The organism is Fulvivirga maritima (assembly GCF_021389955.1).
GTDB lineage: Bacteria > Bacteroidota > Bacteroidia > Cytophagales > Cyclobacteriaceae > Fulvivirga > Fulvivirga maritima.
Window position 1 is genome coordinate 4,898,165 of sequence record NZ_CP089980.1, and the last position, 24,125, is coordinate 4,922,289.

Here is a 24,125-nt window from a genome sequence, read left to right on the forward strand (position 1 = left end):
GATCAATGTCTATTAGTTTAACTACACCAGCCCTTTTATTTCCGGCTATTTCATTGCTTTTACTGGCTTATACCAATAGGTTTTTAGCCATAGCCTCACTAATCAGAAACCTGAATGTGCGGCAGAAGGAAGCCCCAAAGCCTACAACATTAGGTCAGATTAAGAGTCTGAAAAGCAGGCTCAAGCTTATTAAGAACATGCAGATTACAGGGGTATTTAGTTTCTTCCTCTGTGTGTTGAGTATGTTTCTCCTTTTTCAGGGACACAGTACGTGGGGGGAATACGTGTTCGGAGTAAGTATAATTGCCTTGCTTATTTCACTGGCCATGTCACTGCAAGAGCTGGTAATAAGTACTAAAGCTTTGAGTCTGGAACTAAGCGATATGGAGCACGAATAATCATTTATTCGTGCTTTTTTTATGTCTTCATTAAAAGGATAAATACTTTCTTCTTTTTTGCAAAAATCTTCTTTTTAGCCTATAAATGGATAAAGTTTACTTGAGTTAACTTTCTATTGGAGTGATTTCGTAGAGTTCAGCATTCTTTTTGGGTTGAATACCATCACCATTATCTTCTGCATATACTTTAGTGAAAGCTGCCCCATAGTACATGATCATGGAGCAGTAAAATATAAACAGAAACAGCACCATAATTGAAGCGGAAGTACCAAAGATATTATTGATATTATCGGTAACTAAAAACTGAGTAAGTATGTACTTGCCCAGGTTAAATAGCACAGCGGTAAATGCACCACCTATAATTGCCGTTTTTCCATGAATTTTAGCATCAGGCAGATACTTAAATAATATGGCGAACCAAAGGGTAACGGAGAGCAAGGAGAGGAGATAACTCACGGTCATTACTATAAAGGAATCTACACCTGGTATCAGCTCATCAAGGTAATCTTTTAATACGGCTACAGAAGCATCTGCCACTAGCGATCCGAAAAATAAAATGCCGCTTACCAAAATGAGTAAAAATGATATAAGCCGCTGGGTAAGGTTGTATTTTAATCTTTTGTTGGTTTTAATTCTAATATTCCAAATTCGATTAAGGGCTTGCCTTATTACATGAAATAAAGTGGTAGAAACAAAGACCAAAAAGAGGCTACCTCCAATGGCTATCCAGGTGCTGCTGGCCTGGTTACGAAAGTTCTGAACTATGTTTTTTATCTGACGAGAGGTGCCATCACCAAAATATTTTTGTATTTCGTTAAACAACTGATCTGATAATGTCTCTTGCTTAAAGTACAAACTCAGTATACCCACTAAAATTATAATGATAGGAGGTAACGAAAAAACAGTGAAAAATGCAGTGGATGACCCTAATAATAAGGGTTGGTTGTGTCTCAGGCATTTAAAAGCACTGAGAAAAAGCTTAAGCCATTTCGTGATAATCTTCATAAAGAACTAATGCCGCGGTCTATTTTTAAGGCTTTCAATCCACAAAGGTAAAAGTTTAGTAATAACACCCAAGTAAGATACTGGTTTGATTGGCTGTTAAAATCTATAGAACAAACCTGTAGTAATAGAGATACTCTCTACTTCTTTATTTACTTTATATTTATCAAAATCAGGATTAGTATACATATAATCTACATTGAGAGGTATTTGTAGCCGTCTCCCCAAAGCATATTTTACTGATGCTCCCGCATTATAGACTATAGAATGGCCCTTATGGTTTTTATTCTCATACTGAAAATAAAAGTTAGAGTGTATAGGCAACATGGTTATACTATAGCCAATTAAAGATCTTAATTCCAGTGCAATTGATTTATTAACATTACATGCCAGTAAAGGCCCTATCATTACTCCTCCGTATGACCAGCGATTCATGTCAGTATTTTCCATGGTATTGGTAGCGCCAAAGCCAGAAAGATTAATACCTATATTTTTACTAAAATAGTAGTCCAGATCCAAGCTGGCCCGGGTACCCGTTTTAGTTATAAAATCATAATGGTTTAGAGGCATAGAAGGCCCCACATTTATACCAATAAAGCCATTTCTGCGCTTAATCATCTGGGCAGTAGCTACTTCCCAGCAGAAAAGGCAGATGATCGTAGATATGATTATTGACTTCTTCATTAATTATAAAATGAAAAATGTCAATAAATTGTTTTAATAAGTGATGATCCTTGCTAAAAATATTTTTATTATAAGTGCCTAGTGGATAACGAGTAGGCAAAAGAAAAGCCCAAATGGAAATGAACCCGGGCTCTTGTTATTATTAGTTATGCTATTAATTGCTCAGTGCATTGGCAGCACCTTTGATAAACTGAACACCGCCAAATATAATGGCACCCCAAAAGATAAAGCCAATATTGGCAACAGTAAGCGCTATTCCTCCCACACACCATAAGGCGCCGTAAAGCATATCTTTGTTAGCCCTGCTTTTCTTTGCCTCGGATATTTGTTTCTGTAGGTTTTCTACTACTGTATTGGCATTATCCTGACTTAGTCCTTGTTCCTGCAGCTTGTTCTTTACTTCATAAGGGCCTAGCTTTTTATTTACTAGTAGATCAACGGCATAGTTATATATCTGATCTACGGTTTCCTGCTGTGATGGTGAAATGGTTGCTTCCATATTAATAGTGTAAGTGAATTAATTATAATTTTTATACAATTAATTATGTTAAGGTAAGTGGCTGTAATTCATATTTTATTTAAAATGTCTCGTGTGTAGGAGATAGGATGAAAAAAAATAATTATATGATTAGAGTTTGAATGTCAATTGCTAAACTGGTTTACTTGATATAGTTTTTCAAATTCTTGGAATTATTTAATTAAATCAATTGAAAAATACGGTTACATCATGTAACTTTCATTGAATTAACCGACAAAACATACATCTACCTCCTAGCCGAAAGCCAACTATTTATTATTATCAATGAGTTGTTATGGATTATATCGAGACTATTGAAGAGGCGCAGCCCGCCAGGGTTTTACAAGGGTTACCTAGAGAAGATGTGGAATCTATTACTAGTCTGGCCAGGCAGATTTGTGACACTAAGTTTGCTTTTATAGCCATAGTAGATAAGGATAAGCTTTTCTATATGGATGAGGAAACACATGATGTAAAAGGTATACAATTTGATCTTACCTTTTGTAAGTATACATTAATGTGTAGTGACGGCTTTTTTGAAGTGCCTGATGCTGATAAGGATCCTCGCTTTAAAGATAATCCATTTGTTAGAGACGCAGAGCTGTATATGAAGTTTTATGCCGGAGTAGCCTTGTTTACTCCTAACGGCGAACCTCTGGGTACTTTGGCGGTAATAGATCAGCGGCCTCAAAAGATGAATGCTCAGCAGATTCATGCCCTAAAAATACTGGCCAAGCAAGCTATGAACCTTTTTAAGCTACGTACCAGTAAATTAGAGCTGGAGCTGGCATTGGATGAGCTTAATTTCACCCAGCAAAAACTCAGAAGAGCTAAAAATGAAGCTGATTTCAAGGTTGAAAAATTACGCTTTCTAACGCATGCAGTAAATGTAGGCCTATTTGAGAAGAGCGTGGTAGAGGGGATAGAGAGCTGGTCTGATGAGCTTTATAGGATTCTGGGTTATGAGCCAGGGGAGATAAAAGGGACCGTACGTAATTTATTCAGTAGGATACACCCTAGTGATAAGGAAAAAATTCAGAAACTGACCTACTGCGAAGACTGTCAGAAAAAAGTGACTATCCTGGAAATAAGGCTCAAGACCAAGCGAATGGGGTATAAGTGGTTTGAGGTGGCAGGCAACATCAAAAGAGATCAAAAAGGTAAGGTACAATTACTCATAGGTCGTGTACTGGATATTCATGAAAGGAAAGTAGCAGAGAATCAATTAAAAGCCTTTATAGAATACGCTCCCGCTACTATTGCTATGTTTAATAAAGATATTGAGTACATAGCAGCAAGTAACAAATGGCTTAAAGATTATTTGCTGACTGACACAGAGATAATAGGTAAAACTCTTTATGAGACTTTTCCCACCATGAATTTGGAGTACTGGAAAGAAGTACATGAGAAATGCCTACAAGGGCACACCGAGTCTAATGATGGAGAGTTTTTCGAGCAGATAGTAGTAGGTAAAAGTATGTGGCTCAAATGGGAAGTGAGACCTTGGTACATTAGTGAAGACGAGATAGGAGGGCTCATGGTGCTTACTGAAGATATTACTGAGACCAAGCAGAGAAATATTGAACTTAAAAGAGCCAAAGAAAATGCAGAAAAAGCCTCGCAAGCCAAAGCACAGTTTTTAGCTACTATGAGTCATGAGATAAGAACCCCTCTTAATGCTATCAATGGCCTTTCTCATTTATTAATGTCAGAAAACCCAAGGCCAGATCAACTTGATCATTTAAAGCTGCTGAAATTTTCTGGTGATAACCTGCTCAGTCTTATCAATGATATATTGGATATTAATAAAATAGAGGCCGGTAAAATCAGACTTGAGAAAAGTGTATTTGGTCTGGAGCAGCTGATTAATAATATAAAAAACTCATTAATCTATAAGGCACAGGAGAATCTGGTAGAGCTAAAGATAGATTATGATAATAGTCTGCCTAAGTACTTTTTAGGAGACTCTACCCGCATGAGCCAGATTATCTATAACCTGGTAGGTAACGCTATAAAATTCACACATGAAGGAGAGGTGAAAATCGGTCTAAAGGTAGTGGATAGATATAGAGATCAGTATAAAATTAGATTTTCTGTAAAAGACAATGGCATAGGTATATCTAAAGAAAACCATGCTAAGATTTTTGATTCCTTTGAGCAGGCCAATGAACGCATCTCTAAGAGTTACGGAGGTACCGGACTTGGACTTTATATTACCAGGAAGCTTTTGCACCTGATGGGAAGCGAAATAGCAGTAATAAGTGAAGAAGGAGTAGGTTCTGAGTTTTACTTCGATATATATCTTGAAAAAGGAGAAGCATCAGAAGATGAAGTAAATTATCAAGTAGGAGTAGAGGATATAAAATCGCAGAGCATAAAGGCTTTAGTGGTAGAAGATAATACTGCCAATCAAATACTTATCAGTAAGTTTTTAGAGAAGGCTAAGGTCAGTTTTGATATTGCTAATAATGGAGAAGAAGCACTGGTACTGATAGAGTCCCAGGCTTATGATATGATACTGATGGATTTAAGAATGCCCCGTATGGATGGTTATAAGGCCTCTAAGCATATTCGTAATATGGAAGGGGAATACTATCAGAAAGTGCCCATTATAGCCCTCACTGCTGATGTATTCTCTGAGGTGCAAGATAAGGCCTATGGAGCCGGCATGACTGATTATATGAGTAAGCCCTTTAAACCCAGTAGTTTGTATGAAATACTCTATAAGTACTCAGGAAAGGTAGTGAAGCAGAAATTGAATAATAACAGTACTGCTGGAGATGAGAAAATAAAGAGTATTATTCATGCTTATGCTGATGGTGACGAAGAGTTTGTGATTGATTTTGCCAGAAGGTGTAAGAAAAATTATTTGGAATTTACTAATACCTTCAAGGCTACCGTTAAGGATGGTGATCTTGAATCTTTAAATGATGCTATCCATAAAATAAAGAGCCTTAATGTGGTTTTTGAGCAAAAGGAGTTGCAAGATCGGCTGGTTGAATTGAGTGCTTACGAAGATGAGTTTGTAAAGCCAAAGGCCTTGCATACTGAAATACTTCAGTATTGTGAAAAAATAATAGCTACGCTAGATACCATGATATAGACATAGTTTCGCTTTAACAATTGATTTTGAAAAGGAAAAGTTCTGCCTGCAATTAGGTGGAACTTTTTTATTCTGTCTTTATTCAGATTTTCGTATTACCCAGGAGTTTTTTTATGGCTATTACCAATTATTATCGGGTGTTAAAAAATAAAAACAAATTATATTGTGTCAGTATGACGTGATGTGAATTATGGGTAGCTTTGCAGCTTCAAACGAAGACTATTGATAAGCCTGACCTGCTTAATTTTTTAAAATCTTATCATTTTTTTAGATGCTTAACAGGAAAAATTACATCACAATCGTTTTTCTGAGCTTAATTTCTATATCATTTATAGTTGGCTTATTTGTTCTTAACAGTTGGCAGAAATCTTATACGATGAAATCTTCGGATTTTTTAAGAACTGTAGAAAAAATTAAAGAGAAGAGTGCTTCGTCTATCATAGCACTTTTAGGTAACAGTACTTCTAAAATGAAGGCAGAAGCAGACATGGAGGAAGCAGTAAAGCTACTTCAAAATATCACTTCAGAAGCAGGGCATAACTTTCTTGAAATAGAAGACCCTAACTGGAACTACTTGATGGCTCAGGGTAAAGCTATGGAGAAAATGGTTTCTGAAGCCATGCAACTAGGTGAGAGTAATGTGTTGGCTCTTAATGAACTTGAAGAATTGCATAATGAAGAGGTTCTAATTCTCAATGTAATAACAAAAAAAGTAAAAAATAGGATAGAAGAACGGGCTTTTGCTCATGGTTTAGGTTTAGTAGTTTTATTTTCTGTTTTCTTTCTCTGTACGCTAGTATTGGCCGTTCTTACCTGGAAATACCTTAAAAAAAGTAAAGAGAAAACGGCAGAAGTAGAGCAACTCAAAAGTGTGGATGAAAATAGGGTTCATAAGTTTAGTGAATATATAAGATCTATATCTTTGGGTAATTTTGATGATATGGAAGACATAGATACCGGAGACGAAGATTTATCGATTTCATTATCTGAATTAAAAGATCAGTTTAAGCATAACAAGGAAGAGGACGAGAAGCGCTCTTGGATCAATGTAGGGGTGGCAGAAGTAAATGAAATGCTGCGCGTGCATGATGATTTACAGTTAATGGCTAATGAGCTTCTTACTTATATTATAAAATATCTGAACGCTAACCAGGGCTGCCTGTTTGTAGCTGAAGATGTAAAAGAAGATAGCCATATGAATATGGTGTCAATGTATGCATATGGACGTAAAAAATACCTAGAAAGAAGGATAGCTAAAGGGGAAGGTCTGGCAGGGCAAAGCTGGCAAGAAGGCCATATTATTCATCTTAAAGAAGTACCTGATAATTATGTTAATATCACTTCAGGGTTAGGAGAGGCATTACCTAAAAGCATTCTAATTACACCACTAAAGCTTAATGAGTTTAATTATGGGGTGGTAGAAATAGCCTCTTTTAACGAGTTTGCTCCTTATCAGATTGAGTTTGTAGAGCGAATTTCTGAGGTAATAGCTTCCATGGTTTCTAACATGATGACCAATGAGACTACCAAAGCACTCTTGGAAGAGACGCAGCAGCAAGCCGAGGCTATGAAGTCTCAGGAAGAGGAGATGCGACAGAACCTGGAAGAATTATCAGCCACGCAGGAAGAGGTACATCGGGTGCTAAAAGAGGTGCAGGATAATGAGCAGTTTATGTCAGACGTGATGGACTCTTCAAAAGATGTGATTTTCACTGTAGATAAAGAATTAAAACTGGTTAATTATAACAAAATCTTTGAAACTACTATCTGGCAAGGTAAAGAAGAAGTTGGTAAGGGGGTTTATGTGGCTTCTATGTATACAGAGGAAGAAAAGGAAGAGCATCTATCTAAAATGAGACGAAGCCTTAATGGTGAGTCCATGGAGGTTGAGATGATTAAAGAGGTTGGTGGTGAAAAGTACACTTTCAGTGTAAACTATAGTCCCATAAAAAACAAGGAAGGTGAAATAGTAGCAGCAGCCATTTTTGCTAGGGATATTAGTGAGATGGTACGTGCTAATATGAAACAACAGGAGCTGCTTCATGAAACACAAAACCAAGCAGAAACTATGAAGGCCCAAGAAGAAGAGCTAAGGCAAAACCTGGAAGAACTATCTGCTACGCAAGAAACTATTCAGACCGCCATGGTAGAAGTCAGGGAGAAAGAAGAGCTGGTAAGAGGTATTATGGATTCAGCTATAGATGCTATATCCACAATAGATAAGAACTATAGAATTATCAATTTCAACAAAGCACTGGCAGATAACTTTAAAGCAAATGGCATGGAAATAAAGTATGGCATGGAGGTGTTTGATTTACTCAGTGAGGAGATGAAGCCTGAATATAAGAAACATTATATGAAGGCTTTTCAAGGCGAAAGATCCAGCCTTACTGATGTCTTTGTTTTAGGAGGGGTAACTATGTATTATCTCACTACTTTTAATCCTCTTAAAAATTCCGAGGGAGAAATAATAGGGGCAGCAGTATTTAGTAGAGACATTACTGAAACGGAACAAAGTAAGAGAGAAGTAGAAAAATTACTTACAGAAACACAGCAGCAGACCGAGGAAATGAAGGCGCAAGAAGAGGAACTTTTGCAAAATATGGAAGAACTCTCTGCCACTCAGGAAGAGATGGAGAAAATGCTGGTAGAAGTTCAAAATAGAGAAGAGCTAGTTTCCAATATTATAAATGCTACCAGTGACACTATTTTTACCATAGATAAGAATTACATCATAACCAACTTTAACCAGGCCATAGTTAAAAACTATGAGTCGCAAAATAAGGAGGTAAGAAGAGGAATCTCAATCTTCCATTTAATGGATGAAGAGCAAGGTAAAACTTATAAAGAGTACTATGACAAGGCGTTTGCGGGTGAAGAGACTGTATTAATAGATGAATTTGTGCTGGGAGACAATACCATGTATTTCGCTTCTACATTTAGACCTATTAGAAATAACAAGGGCGAAGTAACAAATGTGGTTGGGTTTGGTAAAGATGTTACCGAATTAGAATCATATAAACGTGAACTGGCAAGTTTGAAGGCGGATCGCAGCTAATAACAACCAAAAATGTACATTAAATAGTTTTTTAGTTTAATAGATTAGTGTTTAAAGCCTCGGGAATATGATGTGAATCATAACTTCCGAGGCTTTTTTGGTGCTTGTAGACACTGGTAGGAGGGGGTTGGTTAGCAGGATCGTTTTGTCTATATTGAAATTGATTTGCTAAAGAATGTCGTCGATGACAAACAAAAGAGGGCGCCAAGAGGCTGAAGTTTAAGTGAGTTTAATGTAAGTGATTGGTTTGCAATGTTTTAAAATTTCGTCGAAGCCCGGGTAAAATTATATGATCGGAGGTCGACGCTTTTAGTAACTCAAAATGTTATTTGAAATATTGGAAAATGAGGAAAATAAGCCGATGTTTACTTTGAAACCCATCGGCTTCTAATCGCACCTATGAGGAATTGAAATATAATTTTATTGGCTTCAGCTACACCTTTGGCTCCTTCTAATCGCACCTATGAGGAATTGAAATTTTCAAGGGGATAAAAACTTTAAATTTGTAGGTAACTTCTAATCGCACCTATGAGGAATTGAAATTTATGTATGGCAAATTCTACCACGTCACGTCTCGTTTCTTCTAATCGCACCTATGAGGAATTGAAATTCTGCTGTGCCTACGGTCTGACTCAATGTCATAGGTCTTCTAATCGCACCTATGAGGAATTGAAATTAGAGTCAGCATCTTTATTATCATCTATGCAAAACTTCTAATCGCACCTATGAGGAATTGAAATTGGAGGAAGACCTTAAATCAACTCAAATTCAGATATCTTCTAATCGCACCTATGAGGAATTGAAATAGGTTGATAGAGCGAGACAGGCCACAAGTGAAGTAACTTCTAATCGCACCTATGAGGAATGGACACTGATGCTAACTGCTATTGTCTAAAAACTAAATAGCCAAAACTCCTTCACAAAGAAATTCCGGCCCTTCGGAAACTATTTCCCGCCCTTCGTACATCTCTTTCTGGTTTATGAATATTTAATGTTATCTATGGATAAATAATGCATTTGTAAAGCAAGTCAATACTTATAATATTATTAACTTAATTAATATTATTAAATAAGATTGAAATGAGGCTCAGAATAACATTAAAATCAGAAAGTGATAATTGCCAGCTGCCCATTAATTATCAATATGTGGTGCACAGTTGGATTTATAGTGTTTTGCAAAAGGCTGATGCTGAGTTTAGCCAATTTTTACATGATGATGGCTACAGAGATAGAGGGAAAGCCTTTAAATTTTTCCATTTTTCTAATCTGACAGGATTGCCCTATCAGGTGAAAGGGGATAGGATCATATTTGATACTGATTACCTGCACCTTACCGTAGGCTTTTTATTGCCAGATGCTATGCAGAAATTCATTCTGGGCTTGTTTAATAAACAGCGCCTGGTATTGGGAGATAAAAGGAGTAGCGCGGCTTTTGAAGTAGAAGAGGTGCAGCTGCTGGCACGTCCTCATTTCCAAACCACCATGAATTATAGAGCGCAAACGCCATTGGTCATCTCCAAAAAAGAAGTCACTGACCGATATGCTCAATATTTATCTCCAGAAGACGGCCGTTATGAAATGTGCTTCATCAATCACATGCTGCAAAAGTATAAAATAGCGGTTCCGCAGTTAGTAGATGAAGTATCTGCAGAAGTTGATGATTTCATAGCCATGCAATGGAAGCTACAGTCAGCACCTAGAAAAAAGGGAGTAACCATTAAGGAAGGCACGCCGCAAGAAACACAAATAATAGGCTATGTCTATGATTTTGAGTTTACGGCTCCTCCAAAAATTCACCAAATGGCTTATGATGCCGGCTTTGGCGAAAAGAATAGCCTGGGTTTTGGGTTTTGTCAGCTACTGAATTGATAATGAATAAATTAATGGAAACTCAAATTGACGCTACAGTAGAGAAAGATAGTTTTTATAAAAAGAAAGCACTTTTCGAAAAAGCTTTATATAAGGGTGAAATCACAAACGGAGGTTATGTCGTAAAAGGCGATTTATCTGGAATTCAGTCCTTTATTTTCAATATTCCTTCAAAACACGCCAGTATGTATCTGAAAGGTCGCTCTGCATATTTACAGTTGCTTAGTGAAGTAGTAGCGCGCTATGTTCATGATAAACTTGTAGGAGAAAGCATGGACTTTTCACAAGCGGTAATCTATAAAGGAGGCGGTAATTTTCTTCTCTATTATGAAGATGAGCTCATATATGAAAAGATTGAAAGCCTTCAGGCAGAAATAGATAAGGTTCTATATGAGGCGCATCATGAAGGTTTATACCTTGCTTTAGCTGGTGTCCGGTATGAAAAAGGGTATCAGGCTACATTAAACCAACGACTGCAAATTCTGAAAAAGCGAAAGTTTAGTGGACTGAGTCATCATAATCTATTTGAGCCTTATGAAAAAGCGGAGAGACGCCCCATTTCTGGTGAAAAGAGAATTGATAATTGTGGGCAAGAAGAGGTGGCGGGATTTTATGAAAGCTTTAAAAAATTAGCAGAGGAGTATATAAAAGCTGAAGCTATTTCTTTCAAGTCTGTAAAAGGTGGTGCTGGGAATTACAATTCCTGGGATGGAGTATTTGATGCATTTGAGCAGCAGGTGGAATTTGATAATGCCCATGCGGAGCCTTATAGAATGGTAAATCGTATTGATGTCCGTTCTTTTGATGACCTGGCTAAAAACAGTGAGGGTGCCGAGAAATTAGCGCTTTTGAAAGTGGATGTAGACAATATGGGAGATCTTTTTTCCGATAAAAGCCTGAAGCAGACTCAGGAAATAAGTGATGCCCTCGGGTTCTTCTTTGAAGAGTATTTAAATACCATAATAGATGAGTTTAAAGGAGATGTTGAGTTGTACAACGAGGAGGGAAAAAAGGTTGACATCAAAGAAAATGTCAGGCGGATATATACGGTATACAGTGGTGGAGATGATGCCTTTTTAGTAGGTCCTTGGAATGTCATGGTAGAGCTTGCAAGCAGACTCCATCAAGAGTTTGACGCGTTTGCACCAAAGTCAGCTGAAATTAGTCTTTCAGCTTCGCTCACCATCATTGATAAAAATTATCCGGTAATACAAGCGGCAGAAACGGCCGAGAACTGGCTTCATTTGGCAAAGCATAGGGACGGTAAAAATGCCATCTGCCTTTTTGGTGAGGTATTTAGCTGGGGTGAGTGGGGGTATATCGACAAACTAGTGGAGTTACTGCATGGAATAATAGAGTCCACACCTGGAAACCCTAGAGCAATTATTAGAAAAGTGGAAGGCACTACTTCTGCATTTAGAAAAATCACCAACAATATAAACCGACATGATGAACTAAAAATGCAGAGTGTTTATAAGCTGATGTATTACGTGCGACATTTAAAGAGCGGGAAGAATGAGTTAGCAGAGATCTATAAGAATATTATTTTAGACGGGTTTCTTCGTCCTGATTCATTTGCTTCTGAGAATGCGCATGGCCTAACAAAGCAAGTAAATGTAAACTATATGATTGTACCAGTAGCATGTAGGCTGGCTGAATTTTATCAAAGAAAAATGGGAAAACATGACTTATGAAGAAAGAATACAAAGGCTAATAAGCCTTGCACTGGAAATACCGGAGGGATGGGGAAATAAGAAATCCTATTTAACCGATATTGAGGATTATGTAAAGCATAATTTGGCTAAGGTGACAGCCAGCCAAATAAGAAACCTATTTAATGCAATAGATCAAAAGAAGAAAACTGAGGAGCTTATTATGATTATTCCTGACCTGAAGTATGCTGCAGGTAAAAGGGGAACTGACGAAGCTCTCAAAAGATCACTTATCCATCTATACATCCCTGTTCTAGAAAAGGTGAATAGTGAAGTGAAATTGGAGGCTTTTAAAAATTTTAATAAAGCTATACTCTGCTTTCATAAATACTATGAAAATAATAAACCAAAAAACAATCATGGCACTAAAAGCAAAAATTATAATCAACGGAAAAATTCTAACAAAAACCGGTCTTCACATAGGGGGAAGCAAGGGAGCAATAGAGGCGGGCGCACTTGATAGCCCAGTTATTAAAAGCGCGGCAGGTGTACCGTATATACCGGGGAGTTCTTTTAAAGGAAGCTTAAGATCTGCAATTGAAACATCTATAGATACAAAAGATATTTTAACAGATAAAAGATCAAAACTCATAAATGATCACACGCATCCTATTTGTATTGTCTTTGGTATAGGGGCAAAATATACTAATGAGGTGCAGACCAAGGCTACTAGACTTATTGTTAGAGATAGCTTTTTAACACATGAAAGTGAAATTGCTCTTTCTTCGAAAACAAATGGCTTTGAAAAGCTCAGTGAATTTTATACAGAAACGAAACATGAAAACATCATACATCGAGAGACAGGAGGAACGGTTCAAGGAGGATTACGAGAAATTGAAAGAGTACCAGCCGGAGCAATTTTTGATTTTGAAATGGTATATGACGTTTATGAAGATACTGATTACGAGAACCTTAAGTTTATTGCAACTGGCTTAAGATTACTGCAAGATCGCTATTTAGGAGGAAATGGATCACGAGGCTATGGTAAGGTTGTATTTCAGGATGTCAGATTGAAATATCGTACTATTAAAATGTATGAGGATAACGAAGAGGCAAAAAGACTTGATATTGATTTATTAAATGGAAAGTTCGAGGCTTCTAAACTCAAAGAACAAATAAAGTGATCCTCTATAAACTATACCCAAAACCTCCATTCAGTAGATTTAGAACCAGTAATGATGGCTTGGATATAACAGATTACATGATTCATTCTGACACATTGTTCTCTTCGCTAGTGAATGTACATGCTCAGGTTTACGGGAAAGAGGATACTGATGAGTGGGTAAAGGATTTTGAAACGGATCAGTTGAGCATATCGTCTGCTTTTATAGGATTGGAGCAAGAAGGTAAAGTCATTTACTTTTTTCCTAAGCCAACTATGTTAATGGAGCATGAGTTAATCCCTGAACACCGTAAAGCCAGCGCGGCTATGCAGTGGGTAAGCGAAGGGCTTTTACAGAAAATATTGGACCATTATGATTCAGATTCTAGGTGTAGCTTTTTGCAAATAAAGGATTGCGTAAAAAGTAAGGATGGTAAATTCTGGTGTTTGCCAGAAGAGTCAGGATCACTGCCCAACATTGTGACAAAACAAGTAAAGCCTGGTTTGGAGATTGATCGCCAAACCGGAGGTGCTGTAGAAGGCATGCTTTATAATCAAACCGATTGGATGTTGCCTTCGAAAACGAAGGAATGGTACCCGTTTTTATTTGTGTTGGCCAAAGGAGAGCAGCAAAAATTGGCCGCATGCCTGCGATTATTGGCAGATACAGGTATAGGAGGTAAAAGAAGTACCGGAGCAGGACAATTTGAAAGGGTAGAGGTATCTGATTGGTCATGGCAGCAGCCATCAGATAAAGGATTAGAATACCACCTTTCACTGCTCAATCCAGAGGCAAATGAAATGGATAAGCTCAGGTATTACGAGTTAAAAGTGCGTGCCGGACATTATGCAGGCAGGCAGCAAGAACTCATGCCGCATGTAAATATGGTGGGAGAGGGTGCTGTTACCCAACAAGGCACTACTGGCCGATTGGTAAGTCTATCTCAAACGCCTCCGATAATAAGATATGGTAAAAGTTTCACATTAGAATTTTGATGAGATGAGTAAGGAAAAGGATACAAAGGAAATAGTTGATCAGATAGCCGAAAATTACAAAGAACTGGAAAAAAAGGTTGCTAGTGAATTGAGTTTGAAGTTTAATGAACACCATCTAACCACGGGGCACAATCGAGAAGAAATTTGGATGAGCCTTTTCAGGCAAATTATCCCTATGAAATTCGCTATTAGGCAAGGTGTTTTCTTAATAGATTCTCAGGGTAAAGTTTCAAAAGAAGTGGATTTGGCCGTATTCGATGAGCAGTATACACCTTACATTTTCAATTATGGTAAGATTCATTTTATTCCTATTGAAGCGGTGGCCATGGTAGTTCAGTGTAAGAGTAAAACTCTTAAAAATAAGAAGTTAGAAAAATGGTTATGGAGTATAGGTGAATTAAGTACTGAAGAAGGAGGGATCGCTCGCATAGCTACCTGTTTTACCTCTTTGCCTCCAAAAACTCAAAAGAAAACAAGACCTCTTCAGGTTCTATGTCATTTAAGTGATGAGGCACATAAGTCCGACCATTTTGATCTATGCATTTCATCTAGTCCTAAAGGGTTGAAAATTAAATGGAAAGATGGGTTTTCTTCAATTGAAGATATATCAAAAACCTTGAATGGAATAGAAGAAGTTGAAATTGTTAATGAATCACTACAAAATTTAGAAGTTCCTGGGAATACTATTCTTACCTTAATTCTGCAGCTTAACCAGGTTTTGATGCTTATAAACAACCCTATGTTATTTCCGCATTATGCATATGCCAGGTTGTTTCGTGAGAAGCTAAGGGCTGAATGAATTTTATCTAATAAAAGAGGTTCTTCTCTCTGGTTTCTCAACGGAGACATAGCTTCGAAAAAGCCTATACTCACTCAATACATAGATTTCTCCTGCCGTCGAAATGACAAACGCTTTTTTTTAATTATTGAGAGGAGGTCTCCAGAAAACCGTCATCCCGGCCGCAACGAAGTGAAGAGCCGGGATCTCACTGCTCAGGTGCTGCTGGCTGATCAGAGAGATTCCTGATATCATTCCGCTATCGCTTCATGATTCAGGAATGACGTTTTTTCTCTCTGATAATTACGAGGAAAACATGACGAAGTAATCCCGAAGCTATGGAAAGCAGTCTGTATTGGTCAGCATAAGCAACTTATAGATTGCTTCATCACGCTTCGCTGCATTCGCAATTACCAGCTCTCTTGGCTAAGTGCGAAATCTTGCTGTACCGTCGTGCGGTGAAAAGGGAATGAAAAGCAGGCTTTTCTCAAGTCCTTAGTGGCAGTTCATGACTATGAAATGTTTCAGTGAGCGGAAGACCTCACAGCAAGAAAGATTTTTTTGTTACTTTTTTGATCGACTGCAAAAAAGTAAGGGAACTAGGGCAATGGAATGTTAATTGTGTGTCACCAAGTAGGCTGTTCTTTGAAAGGCTTGTGCTAACTGAATACATAGATTTCTCCTGCCGTCGAAATGACAAACGCTTTTAAATATTGGAAATAAGAGACGGTCTCATAACATAAAACCGTCATCCCGGCCGCAACGAAGTGAAGAACCGGGATCTCACAGCTCAGGTAGTGCAACCTGATCAGCAAGATTCCTGATATCATTTCGCTATCACTTCATGATTCAGGAATGACGTTTTTTTTCTCTCTGGTAATTACGAGGAAGCTATGACGAAGTAATCTCGAAGCTATGGAAAGCAGTCTGCATAGGACAGTAGAAGGAAGTTTGAGATTGCTTCATTACGCTTCGCTGCATTCGCAATTACCAGCTCTCTTGGCTAAGTGCGAAATCTTGCTGTACCGTCGTGCGGTGAAAAGGGATTGAAGGGCAGGCTTTTCTCAAGTCCTTAGTGGCAGTTCATGACTATGAAATGTTTCAGTGAGCGGAAGACCTCACAGCAAGAAAGAGTTTTTTGTTACTTTTTTGATCGACTGCAAAAAAGTAAGGGAACTAGGGCAATGGAATGTTAATTGTGTGTCACCAAGTAGACTGTTCTTTGAAAGGCTTGTGCTAACTCAATACATAGATTTCTCCTGCCGTCGAAATGACAAACGCTTTTAAACTATTGGAAATAAGACAAGGTCTCGTAATATAAAGCCGTCATCCCGGCCGCAACGAAGTGAAGAGCCGGGATCTCACTGCTCAGTTGGTGCAACCTGAGCAGTGAGATTCCTGATATCTTTCCGCTATCGCTTCATGATTCAGGATTGACGTCTTTTTCTATCTGGTAATTACAAGGAAAACATGCCGAAGTAATCTTGAAGCTATGGAAAACAGCCTTCACAGAGGACAGCATAAGCAACTTTGAGATTGCTACATTATGCTTCGCTGCATTCGCAATTACCAACTATCTTTGATAAGTGTGAAATCTTGCTGTACCGTCGTGCGGTGAAAAGGGATTGAAGGGCAGGCTTTTCTTAAGTCCTTAGTGGCAGTTCAATTATATGAAATGCTTCAGTGAACGGAAGACCTTACAGCAAGAAAGAGTTTTTTGTTACTTTTTTGATCGATTGCAAAAAAGTAAGGGAACTAGGGCAATGGAATGTGAACTGTTTGTTGCCAAGTTCGCTGTTCTTTGCAAGGCTTGTGCTAACTTAATGCATAGATTTTCTCCTGCCGTCGAAATGACAAATGCTTTTAAATATTGGAAATAAGAGACGGTCTCATAATATAAAACCGTCATCCCGGCCGCAACGAAGTGAAGAGCCGGGATCTCACTGTTCAGTACTGCTAGCTGATCAGTGAGATTCCTGATATCTTTCCGCTATCGCTTTATGATTCAGGAATGACGTCTTTTTCTATCTGGTAATTACGAGGAAAACATGACGAAGTAATCCCGAAGCTATGGAAAGCAGTCTGCATAGGACAGTAGAAGGAAGTTCGAGATTGCTTCATTTCGCTTCGCTGCATTTGCAATTACCAGCTCTCTTGGGTAAGTGCGAAATCTTGCTGTACCGTCGTGCGGTGAAAAGGGATTGAAAAGCAGGCTCTTCTCAAGTCCTTAGTGGCAGTTCAATTATATGAAATGCTTCAGTGAACGGAAGACCTTACAGTAAGAAAGAGTTTTTTGTTACTTTTTTGATCGACTGCAAAAAAGTAAGGGGGCTAAGGCTATGGAATACAAACTGTGTGTCGCCAAGTTCGCTGTTCTTTGAAAGGCTTGTGCTAACTCAATACATAGATTTCTCCTGCCGTCGAAATGACAAACGCCTTTTTTTAAATTATTGAGAGGAGGTCTCCAGAAAACCGTCATCCCGGCCGCAACGAAGTGAAGAGCCGGGATCTCACTGCTCAGGTAGTGCAACCTGATCAGTGAGATTCCTGATATCATTCCGCTATCGCTTCATGATTCAGGAATGACGTCTTTTTCCTATCTGGTAATTACAAAAAAGCCATGACGAAGTAATCCCGAAGCTATGGAAAGCAGTCTGCATTGCGCAGCATAAGCAACTTTGAGATTGCTTTATTACGCTTCGCTGCATTCGCAATTACCAGCTCTCTTGGCTAAGTGCGAAATCTTGCTGTACCGTCGTGCGGTGAAAGGGGATTGAAAATCAGGCTTTTCTCAAGTCCTTAGTGGCCAGTTCATAACTATGAAATGCTTCAGTGAACGGAAGATCTTACAGCAAGAAAGAGTTTTTTGTTACTTTTTTGATCGATTGCAAAAAAGTAAGGGAACTAGGGCAATGGAATGTGAACTGTTTGTTGCCAAGTTCGCTGTTCTTTGAAAGGCTTGTGCTAACTCAATACATAGATTTCTCCTGCCGTCGAAATGACAAATGCTTTTAAACTATTGGAAATAAGAGACAGTCTCACAACATAAAAACCGTCATCCCGGCCGCAACGAAGTGGAGAGCCGGGATCTCACAGCTCAGGTGCTGCTGGCTGATCAGCAGGATTCCTGATATCATTCCGCTATCGCTTCATAATTCAGGAATGACGTTTTTTTCTTTTCTGGTAATTACGAGGAAGCCATGAGGACGTAATCCCGCAGCTATGGAAAACAGCCTTCACAGAGGACAGCATAAGCAACTTCGAGATTGCTTCATTAGGCTTCGCTGCATTTGCAATTACCAGCTCTCTTGAGTAAGTGCGAAATCTTGCTGTACCGTCGTGCGGTGAGATGGGATTGAAAAGCAGGCTTTTCTCAAGTCTTTAGTGGCAGTTCAATTATATGAAATGCTTTAGTGAGCGGAAGACCTCACAGCAATAAAGAGTTTTTTGTTACTTTTTTGATCGACTGCAAAAAAGTAAGGGAACAAGGGCAATGGAATGTTAATTGTGTGTCACCAAGTAGGCTGTGCTTTGAAAGACTTGTGCTAATTCAATACATAGATTTCTCCTGCCTTCGAAATGACAAATGCTTTTAAACTATTGGAAATAAGAGACGGTCTCATAACATAAAACCGTCATCCCGGCCGCAACGAAGTGAAGAGCCGGGATCTCACAGCTCAGGTGCTGCTGGCTGATCAGAGAGATTCCTGATATCATTCCGCTATCGCTTCATGATTCAGGAATGACGTTTTTTTCTCTCTGGTAATTACGAGGAAGCCATGACGAAGTAATCTTGAAGCTATGGAAAACAGCCTTCACAGAGGACAGCATAAGCAACTTCGAGATTGCTTCATTAGGCTTCGCTGTATTCGTTACTACCAACTCTTTATGATAAGTGCGAAATCTTGCTGTACCGTCGTGCGGTGAAAAGGTATTGAAAATCAGGATTTTATCAAGTCCTTAGTGGCAGTTCATGACTATGAAATGTTTCAGTGAGCGGAAGACCTCACAGCAAGAAAGAGTTTTTTGTTACTTTTTTGATCGACTGCAAAAAAGTAAGGGAACTAGGGCAATGGAATGTTAATTGTGTGTCACCAAGTAGGCTGTTCTTTGAAAGGCTTGTGCTAATTCAATACATAGATTTCTCCTGCCGTCGAAATGACAAACGCTTTTAAGCTATTGGAAATAAGAGACGGTCTCATAACATAAAACCGTCATCCCGGCCGCAACGAAGTGAAGAGCCGGGATCTCACTGCTCAGGTAGTGCAACCTGATCAGTGGGATGCCTGATATCATTCCGCTATCGCTTCATGATTCAGGAATGACGTTTTTTCTCTCTGATAATTACGAGGAAAACATGACGAAGTAATCCCGAAGCTATGGAAAGCAGTCTGTATTGGTCAGCATAAGCAACTTATAGATTGCTACATTAAGCTTTGCTGCATTCGCAATTACCAGCTCTCTTGGGTAAGTGCGAAATCTTGCTGTACCGTCGTGCGGAGAAAGAGGTATGGAAAGCAGGCTTTTCTCAAGTCCTTAGTGGCAGTTCAATTATATGAAATGCTTCAGTGAGCGGAAGACCTCACAGCAAGAAAGAGTTTTTTGTTACTTTTTTGATCGACTGCAAAAAAGTAAGGGAACTAGGGTAATGGAATGTAAACTGTGTGTCAACAAGTTGGCTGTTCTCTGAAAAGCCTATGTTAATTCAATACATAGATCTCTCCTTTCGTCAAAATGACAATCGACTTTTTTTAAAATTATTGAGAGGAGGTCTATATAAAAACCGTCATCCCGGGCCGTAACGAAGTGAAGAGCCGGGATCTCACTGCTCAGGTAGTGCTGGCTGATCAGCAAGATTCCTGATATCATTCCGCTATTGCTTCATGATTCAGGAATGACGTCTTTTTCTATCTGGTAATTACGAGGAAGCCATGAGGAAGTAAACCCGAAGCTATGGAAAGCAGTCTGCATTGGGCAGCGTAAGCAACTTATAGATTGCTACATTACACTTCGCTGCATTCGCAATTACCAGCTCTCTTGGGTAAGTGCGAAATCTTGCTGTACCGTCGTGCGGTGAAAGGGGGTGATAATGAGGGGTGTTCACAAGTTCATAGTGGCAGGTCATAGACACTATGAAATGTTTGAGTGATCAGAGGGTTTCAGAATAAGAAAATAAGGGTAAGAGCTAGTTATACTAGCTAATTATCAGAAAACAGCTTTTGATATAATTTTTTGTGGCCTTCTTTTACATTTATTCTTCGGTACCTTATCTCTTCTAATATACAATCCACATCAATTAATAAGTCAAAAACAGATTCATCGGAAACAAATTTATCGGGATCGACCGTTACGATCTTAGAATTTTTATTTTTCATGGAGTATCAGGTTAGATTAGTTATACTAAATATATATAATTGTATTATAACATCAATAATTTATGTGGAGTTTTATTAAATTATATGTAGATATTATTTGGTTTAAAATATACTTTCATGTGTGGTAAGAGAAGCAGGCCTTTAACTTATAAGAAAGTCATTGTGTATTTGTGTTGTATAAATTAATATTGCACCTTCAAATGAAACCGATCTCAAACATAGGAGCTTATATTTTAGCCGCACTACTCTTTGTGCAGGCTTTTCAGGCGCCTATTGTTTATGTGGCATTTAAGGTGCAGCAAGATTATATTGCTGATAACCTCTGTGAAAATAGGTTTAAAGAGATAACCGTTTGTAGAGGTTCCTGTGTGCTAAAAGAAGATCTGGAAAAAGTGATGGATTTTGGTTCAGATAAAAGTGCTGAGCATCCTACCAGAATAAAGCTTGAAAGTTCTCCTTATTGTCTTTTAAGTCATTTTACTTCTAATAATGAGTCCATAAGCGAATGGATTAATTTTGACTACCCTCATTATTCAGAGAAATTACTGTCTGGTTATAGCTCAGACTTATTTATTCCCCCTCAGTTAAGTATCATTTAAGTACCTTATTTAATTATAGTTTATCAGCACTATGTATTTATTTCAGTGCATGATATGCCTATAGCTATATTTGATCTGGTACGCTCGCCCCAAAACTCAGATAATCGCTTGCTTTAAATTCTATAATCGCATGTAATAATGCCTTTGTATTGATAAGCTGTGCTGAGTTTTAAATGATATTTTAAAATTTATAACCAACATCAAATTCAATTAAAAATGAAGAACACTTTGTTTTTCGCAGCACTTTTATGTGCTTTCATATCTCTTTTTTCGTGCTCTGATGATGATCGGGAAATTATTGAAGAAGTAGTTATTAGTTGTGGAAGTGACCTTACTTTAATTTTCGATAATGTATTAGGTGAAGAGGATTTTGTGCTTAACCAAGCATATGAAGTAGGAGACGTTGTATACAGTTTCAATAGCCTTCGTTACTGGATTAGTAATGTGAGTTTTAGAAAAAGTGACGGTACTATAGTTGAAATTCCTGATTCTTATTATCTGATTGAAGATACTGAAGATGTTTCAATACAAGATGGTATTTATACTTATACTGGTCAGAAAAGAGAAGATATCAACTTTGCTGATTTCGAAGCAGGCACCTATACTTCAGTAATATTTTCAGTAGGTGTAGATGAGGAGCATAACGATAATTTAAGCCTTAGTGCGGGTGAGTTATCATCTATGGTAGGTATGACTAATGTGTCATGGATGTGGCATACTAGCTATATTTTCACTTCATTAAAAGGTACTGCCGAAAGTGGAGATACTAAAACCGTAGAAATAGAAACGGGTCTTAATGATAATTATAGAACTATAGAATTAGAACTGCCTGGCTCTATTGAAGTAACTAATGACAGTAGTTATCAAATTACAATTACGGCTGATGTACTTACTACACTTCAAGCTTTTGATAACTGGGAAAACCCTGTAGTAGGGGCTTCACAGCCAGAACTTATGGAATCAGTGTCAGATAATTTTGCAGCTGATTTTTTCACCCTTAAGGTGCCTTCTCAAAACTAATTCATGAAATAAATCATAGCGTTGGCTGCCTCAAATAATAATCAACTGATACAGCTACGCTTTTAAATTAAACATCATAATGAAAATTTTCAAATACATATATATCAGTGTTTTATGCTCATCTATGCTCATGGCTTGTGGTGATGACGATAATGAAGCTACTCCTGAGGGAGGTCAAGCCATTTTGGAGTTTGACAACCGCGTAGGTATGGCAAATCTTAACCTGGATACTGAGGACTATCCCTACACTAATGCTTTGGGGCAGGATTTTAATGTTAACATGTTAAAGTACTATATCAGTAATATCAAGTTTAGTAGAGAAGATGGTACCGAATACACTTTTCCTTTAAGTGAAGATGGTTCAGAGGGCTATTATTTGGTAGATGAAGAAGATCAATCTACTATGTTTCTACACTTAAATGGCATACCTGAAGGCGATTATACAGGAGTTACGTTTACGGTAGGTGTTGATGCGGATCGCATTTTGGAAGGAGCTCAAACTGGGGCTTTAGATGTTACTAATGATATGTTCTGGAACTGGAATGCCGGCTATATTTTCATGAAGTTTGAAGGACATTCTCCGGTTTCCACAGAAGATAATCAGGTTTTGGAATACCACGTTGGGGGTTATAAAGCAGATTCTGAACAACCTACATTAGCAGATAACGTGAAGCAAATTTCGCTTAATGGAGATTTTACTATTAGTGAAAACAAAGAGCCGCAAATACACGTGGTGGTAGATATTCTTAAATTCTTTGATAGCCCTAACACTATAGATTTTAGTGTTAATGCCAGTAGGCATTCTCCAGCCGCTTCTATTGATGTAGCAGAAAATTATGTTGACGCATTTGTCTTAGATCATATTCATGAATAAGGTATTTATCTTCTTGTTAATCAGTGGGTTGTTTCTGTTTGTTGCTTGTGCTGATGAAGAACAATCCGTTGATTACTGGAGTGTGGATGTACCGGAATATTTTCCTGAGATGGTTTATACCATAGAGAATAATCCGGTTACCAAAGGCGGTTTTGAGTTGGGTAGAATGCTGTTTTATGAGCCGAAACTTTCTAGCGATAATACAGTGTCATGTGCTAACTGTCATCAGCCATATTTGGCATTTGCAGATCCTGTGCATGTGCTCAGTGTAGGGGTAGATAACCAGAAAGGAACACGTAATGCTCCGCCCATATTTAACCTGGCTTTTCAGTCTCATTTCTTTTGGGATGGAGGTGTTAATCATGTTGATTTTATACCTATTAACCCCATCATGAATGAGTTAGAAATGAATGAGAGCATGTCTAACGTAGTGCAGAAGGTAAATCAATTGCCTCAATACCAGGCTAAGTTTAGAGAGGTATATGGTAAGGACAGTATCAATGGCGAAGAGTTCTTGCATGCGTTTTCACAATTTTTAGTAATGCTGGTTTCTGATAATGCTTACTATGACCAATGGATGCAAGGAGAATATGAGCTTACAGAGGCTGAACTGAGCGGTATGCAGGTTTATGAGTCAAAATGTGCAGACTGCCACGGTACGGCACTATTTACTGATGGTAGCTTCAGGAATAATGGGCTGGATGCAGAGTTCAGTAAAGATAAGGGCCGCTATACTATTACCGAATATCCTGATGATGAAGGAAAATTTAAGGTGCCTACACTGCGCAATATTGAGCTTACGGCTCCTTATATGCATGATGGCCGCTTTGAAACGCTGGAAGAGGTGCTTGATCATTATGATGCCGGCATGGTTAACAGTGCTACGCTAGATCCTCTATTGGTTCAACCCAATGGGGAGTTGGGCATTCCTTTGAGCGATCAGGAAAAGACCGATATCATAGCCTTCCTTCATACTTTAACAGACAGGGATTTTGTGAGCGATAGTCGCTTTTTTGATCCTAATTAAAACTTTAGAAA

General features: G+C 38.2%; 16 protein-coding genes and 1 CRISPR repeat array. Of the genes, 13 read left to right on the top strand and 3 right to left on the bottom strand.

Features of this window, described 5'->3' with window-relative positions; genetic code table 11:
- The first annotated feature begins 5 nt into the window (after positions 1–5).
- Positions 6–398: a DUF2721 domain-containing protein gene (locus LVD15_RS20625; RefSeq protein ID WP_233777096.1), complete on the top strand. Its 393-nt coding sequence runs from the start codon at positions 6–8 to the stop codon at positions 396–398.
- Positions 399–503: 105 nt separating this feature from the next.
- Here the strand turns inward: LVD15_RS20625 and LVD15_RS20630 are convergent, their stop codons facing one another.
- The 3 genes from LVD15_RS20630 to LVD15_RS20640 form a co-directional block, all read right to left on the bottom strand.
- Complete coding sequence (locus LVD15_RS20630; RefSeq protein WP_233777097.1) at positions 504–1,403, bottom strand: YihY/virulence factor BrkB family protein; 900 nt, start codon at positions 1,401–1,403, stop codon at positions 504–506.
- A 96-nt stretch (positions 1,404–1,499) separates the two neighbouring features.
- The gene (locus LVD15_RS20635) at positions 1,500–2,084 is read right to left on the bottom strand and encodes a putative outer membrane beta-barrel protein (RefSeq protein ID WP_233777098.1); all 585 of its coding nucleotides are present in this window, start codon (positions 2,082–2,084) and stop codon (positions 1,500–1,502) included.
- Positions 2,085–2,238: 154 nt separating this feature from the next.
- Positions 2,239–2,583 (bottom strand): hypothetical protein, encoded by a 345-nt coding sequence (locus tag LVD15_RS20640; protein WP_233777099.1) that lies wholly within the window; start codon positions 2,581–2,583, stop codon positions 2,239–2,241.
- 313 nt (positions 2,584–2,896) lie between these two features.
- On the opposite strand from LVD15_RS20640, the gene LVD15_RS20645 reads away from it, so the two are divergent.
- The 12 genes from LVD15_RS20645 to LVD15_RS20700 all read left to right on the top strand — a co-directional run bounded on the left by LVD15_RS20645 (position 2,897) and on the right by LVD15_RS20700 (position 24,114).
- Positions 2,897–5,704, top strand: coding sequence for an ATP-binding protein (locus LVD15_RS20645; protein WP_233777100.1), 2,808 nt, complete (start codon positions 2,897–2,899; stop codon positions 5,702–5,704).
- A 376-nt stretch (positions 5,705–6,080) separates the two neighbouring features.
- Entirely contained in the window at positions 6,081–8,762 is a 2,682-nt protein-coding gene (locus LVD15_RS20650) for a GAF and PAS domain-containing protein (RefSeq protein WP_233777101.1), read from the top strand.
- A 384-nt stretch (positions 8,763–9,146) separates the two neighbouring features.
- Positions 9,147–9,634: direct repeats of the CRISPR family, unit length 30 nt; unit sequence CTTCTAATCGCACCTATGAGGAATTGAAAT.
- Between the two features lie 208 nt (positions 9,635–9,842).
- Positions 9,843–10,631: a CRISPR-associated endoribonuclease Cas6 gene (gene cas6 / locus LVD15_RS20655; RefSeq protein ID WP_233777102.1), complete on the top strand. Its 789-nt coding sequence runs from the start codon at positions 9,843–9,845 to the stop codon at positions 10,629–10,631.
- 14 nt (positions 10,632–10,645) lie between these two features.
- Entirely contained in the window at positions 10,646–12,325 is a 1,680-nt protein-coding gene (gene cas10 / locus LVD15_RS20660) for a type III-A CRISPR-associated protein Cas10/Csm1 (protein WP_233777103.1), read from the top strand.
- Complete coding sequence (gene csm2, locus LVD15_RS20665; RefSeq protein WP_233777104.1) at positions 12,315–12,803, top strand: type III-A CRISPR-associated protein Csm2; 489 nt, start codon at positions 12,315–12,317, stop codon at positions 12,801–12,803. The genes cas10 and csm2 overlap by 11 nt, the downstream gene beginning before the upstream one ends.
- Positions 12,703–13,467: a type III-A CRISPR-associated RAMP protein Csm3 gene (gene csm3, locus LVD15_RS20670; protein WP_233777105.1), complete on the top strand. Its 765-nt coding sequence runs from the start codon at positions 12,703–12,705 to the stop codon at positions 13,465–13,467. Before csm2 ends, csm3 begins: the two co-directional genes overlap by 101 nt.
- Complete coding sequence (csm4, locus tag LVD15_RS20675) at positions 13,464–14,441, top strand: type III-A CRISPR-associated RAMP protein Csm4 (protein WP_233777106.1); 978 nt, start codon at positions 13,464–13,466, stop codon at positions 14,439–14,441. The genes csm3 and csm4 overlap by 4 nt, the downstream gene beginning before the upstream one ends.
- Positions 14,442–14,445: 4 nt before the next feature.
- Positions 14,446–15,240, top strand: coding sequence for a DUF6602 domain-containing protein (locus LVD15_RS20680; protein WP_233777107.1), 795 nt, complete (start codon positions 14,446–14,448; stop codon positions 15,238–15,240).
- A gap of 5,554 nt (positions 15,241–20,794) precedes the next feature.
- Positions 20,795–21,193 carry a hypothetical protein gene (locus LVD15_RS20685; protein WP_233777108.1) on the top strand — a complete coding sequence of 133 codons (399 nt, stop codon included), beginning with the start codon at positions 20,795–20,797 and terminating at the stop codon, positions 21,191–21,193.
- A 216-nt stretch (positions 21,194–21,409) separates the two neighbouring features.
- Positions 21,410–22,213, top strand: a complete 804-nt coding sequence (locus tag LVD15_RS20690; protein ID WP_233777109.1) for an MbnP family protein — start codon at positions 21,410–21,412, stop codon at positions 22,211–22,213.
- A 79-nt stretch (positions 22,214–22,292) separates the two neighbouring features.
- Positions 22,293–23,087, top strand: a complete 795-nt coding sequence (locus LVD15_RS20695; protein WP_233777110.1) for an MbnP family protein — start codon at positions 22,293–22,295, stop codon at positions 23,085–23,087.
- Positions 23,080–24,114, top strand: a complete 1,035-nt coding sequence (locus LVD15_RS20700) for a cytochrome-c peroxidase (RefSeq protein WP_233777111.1) — start codon at positions 23,080–23,082, stop codon at positions 24,112–24,114. Before LVD15_RS20695 ends, LVD15_RS20700 begins: the two co-directional genes overlap by 8 nt.
- Positions 24,115–24,125: the final 11 nt, after the last annotated feature.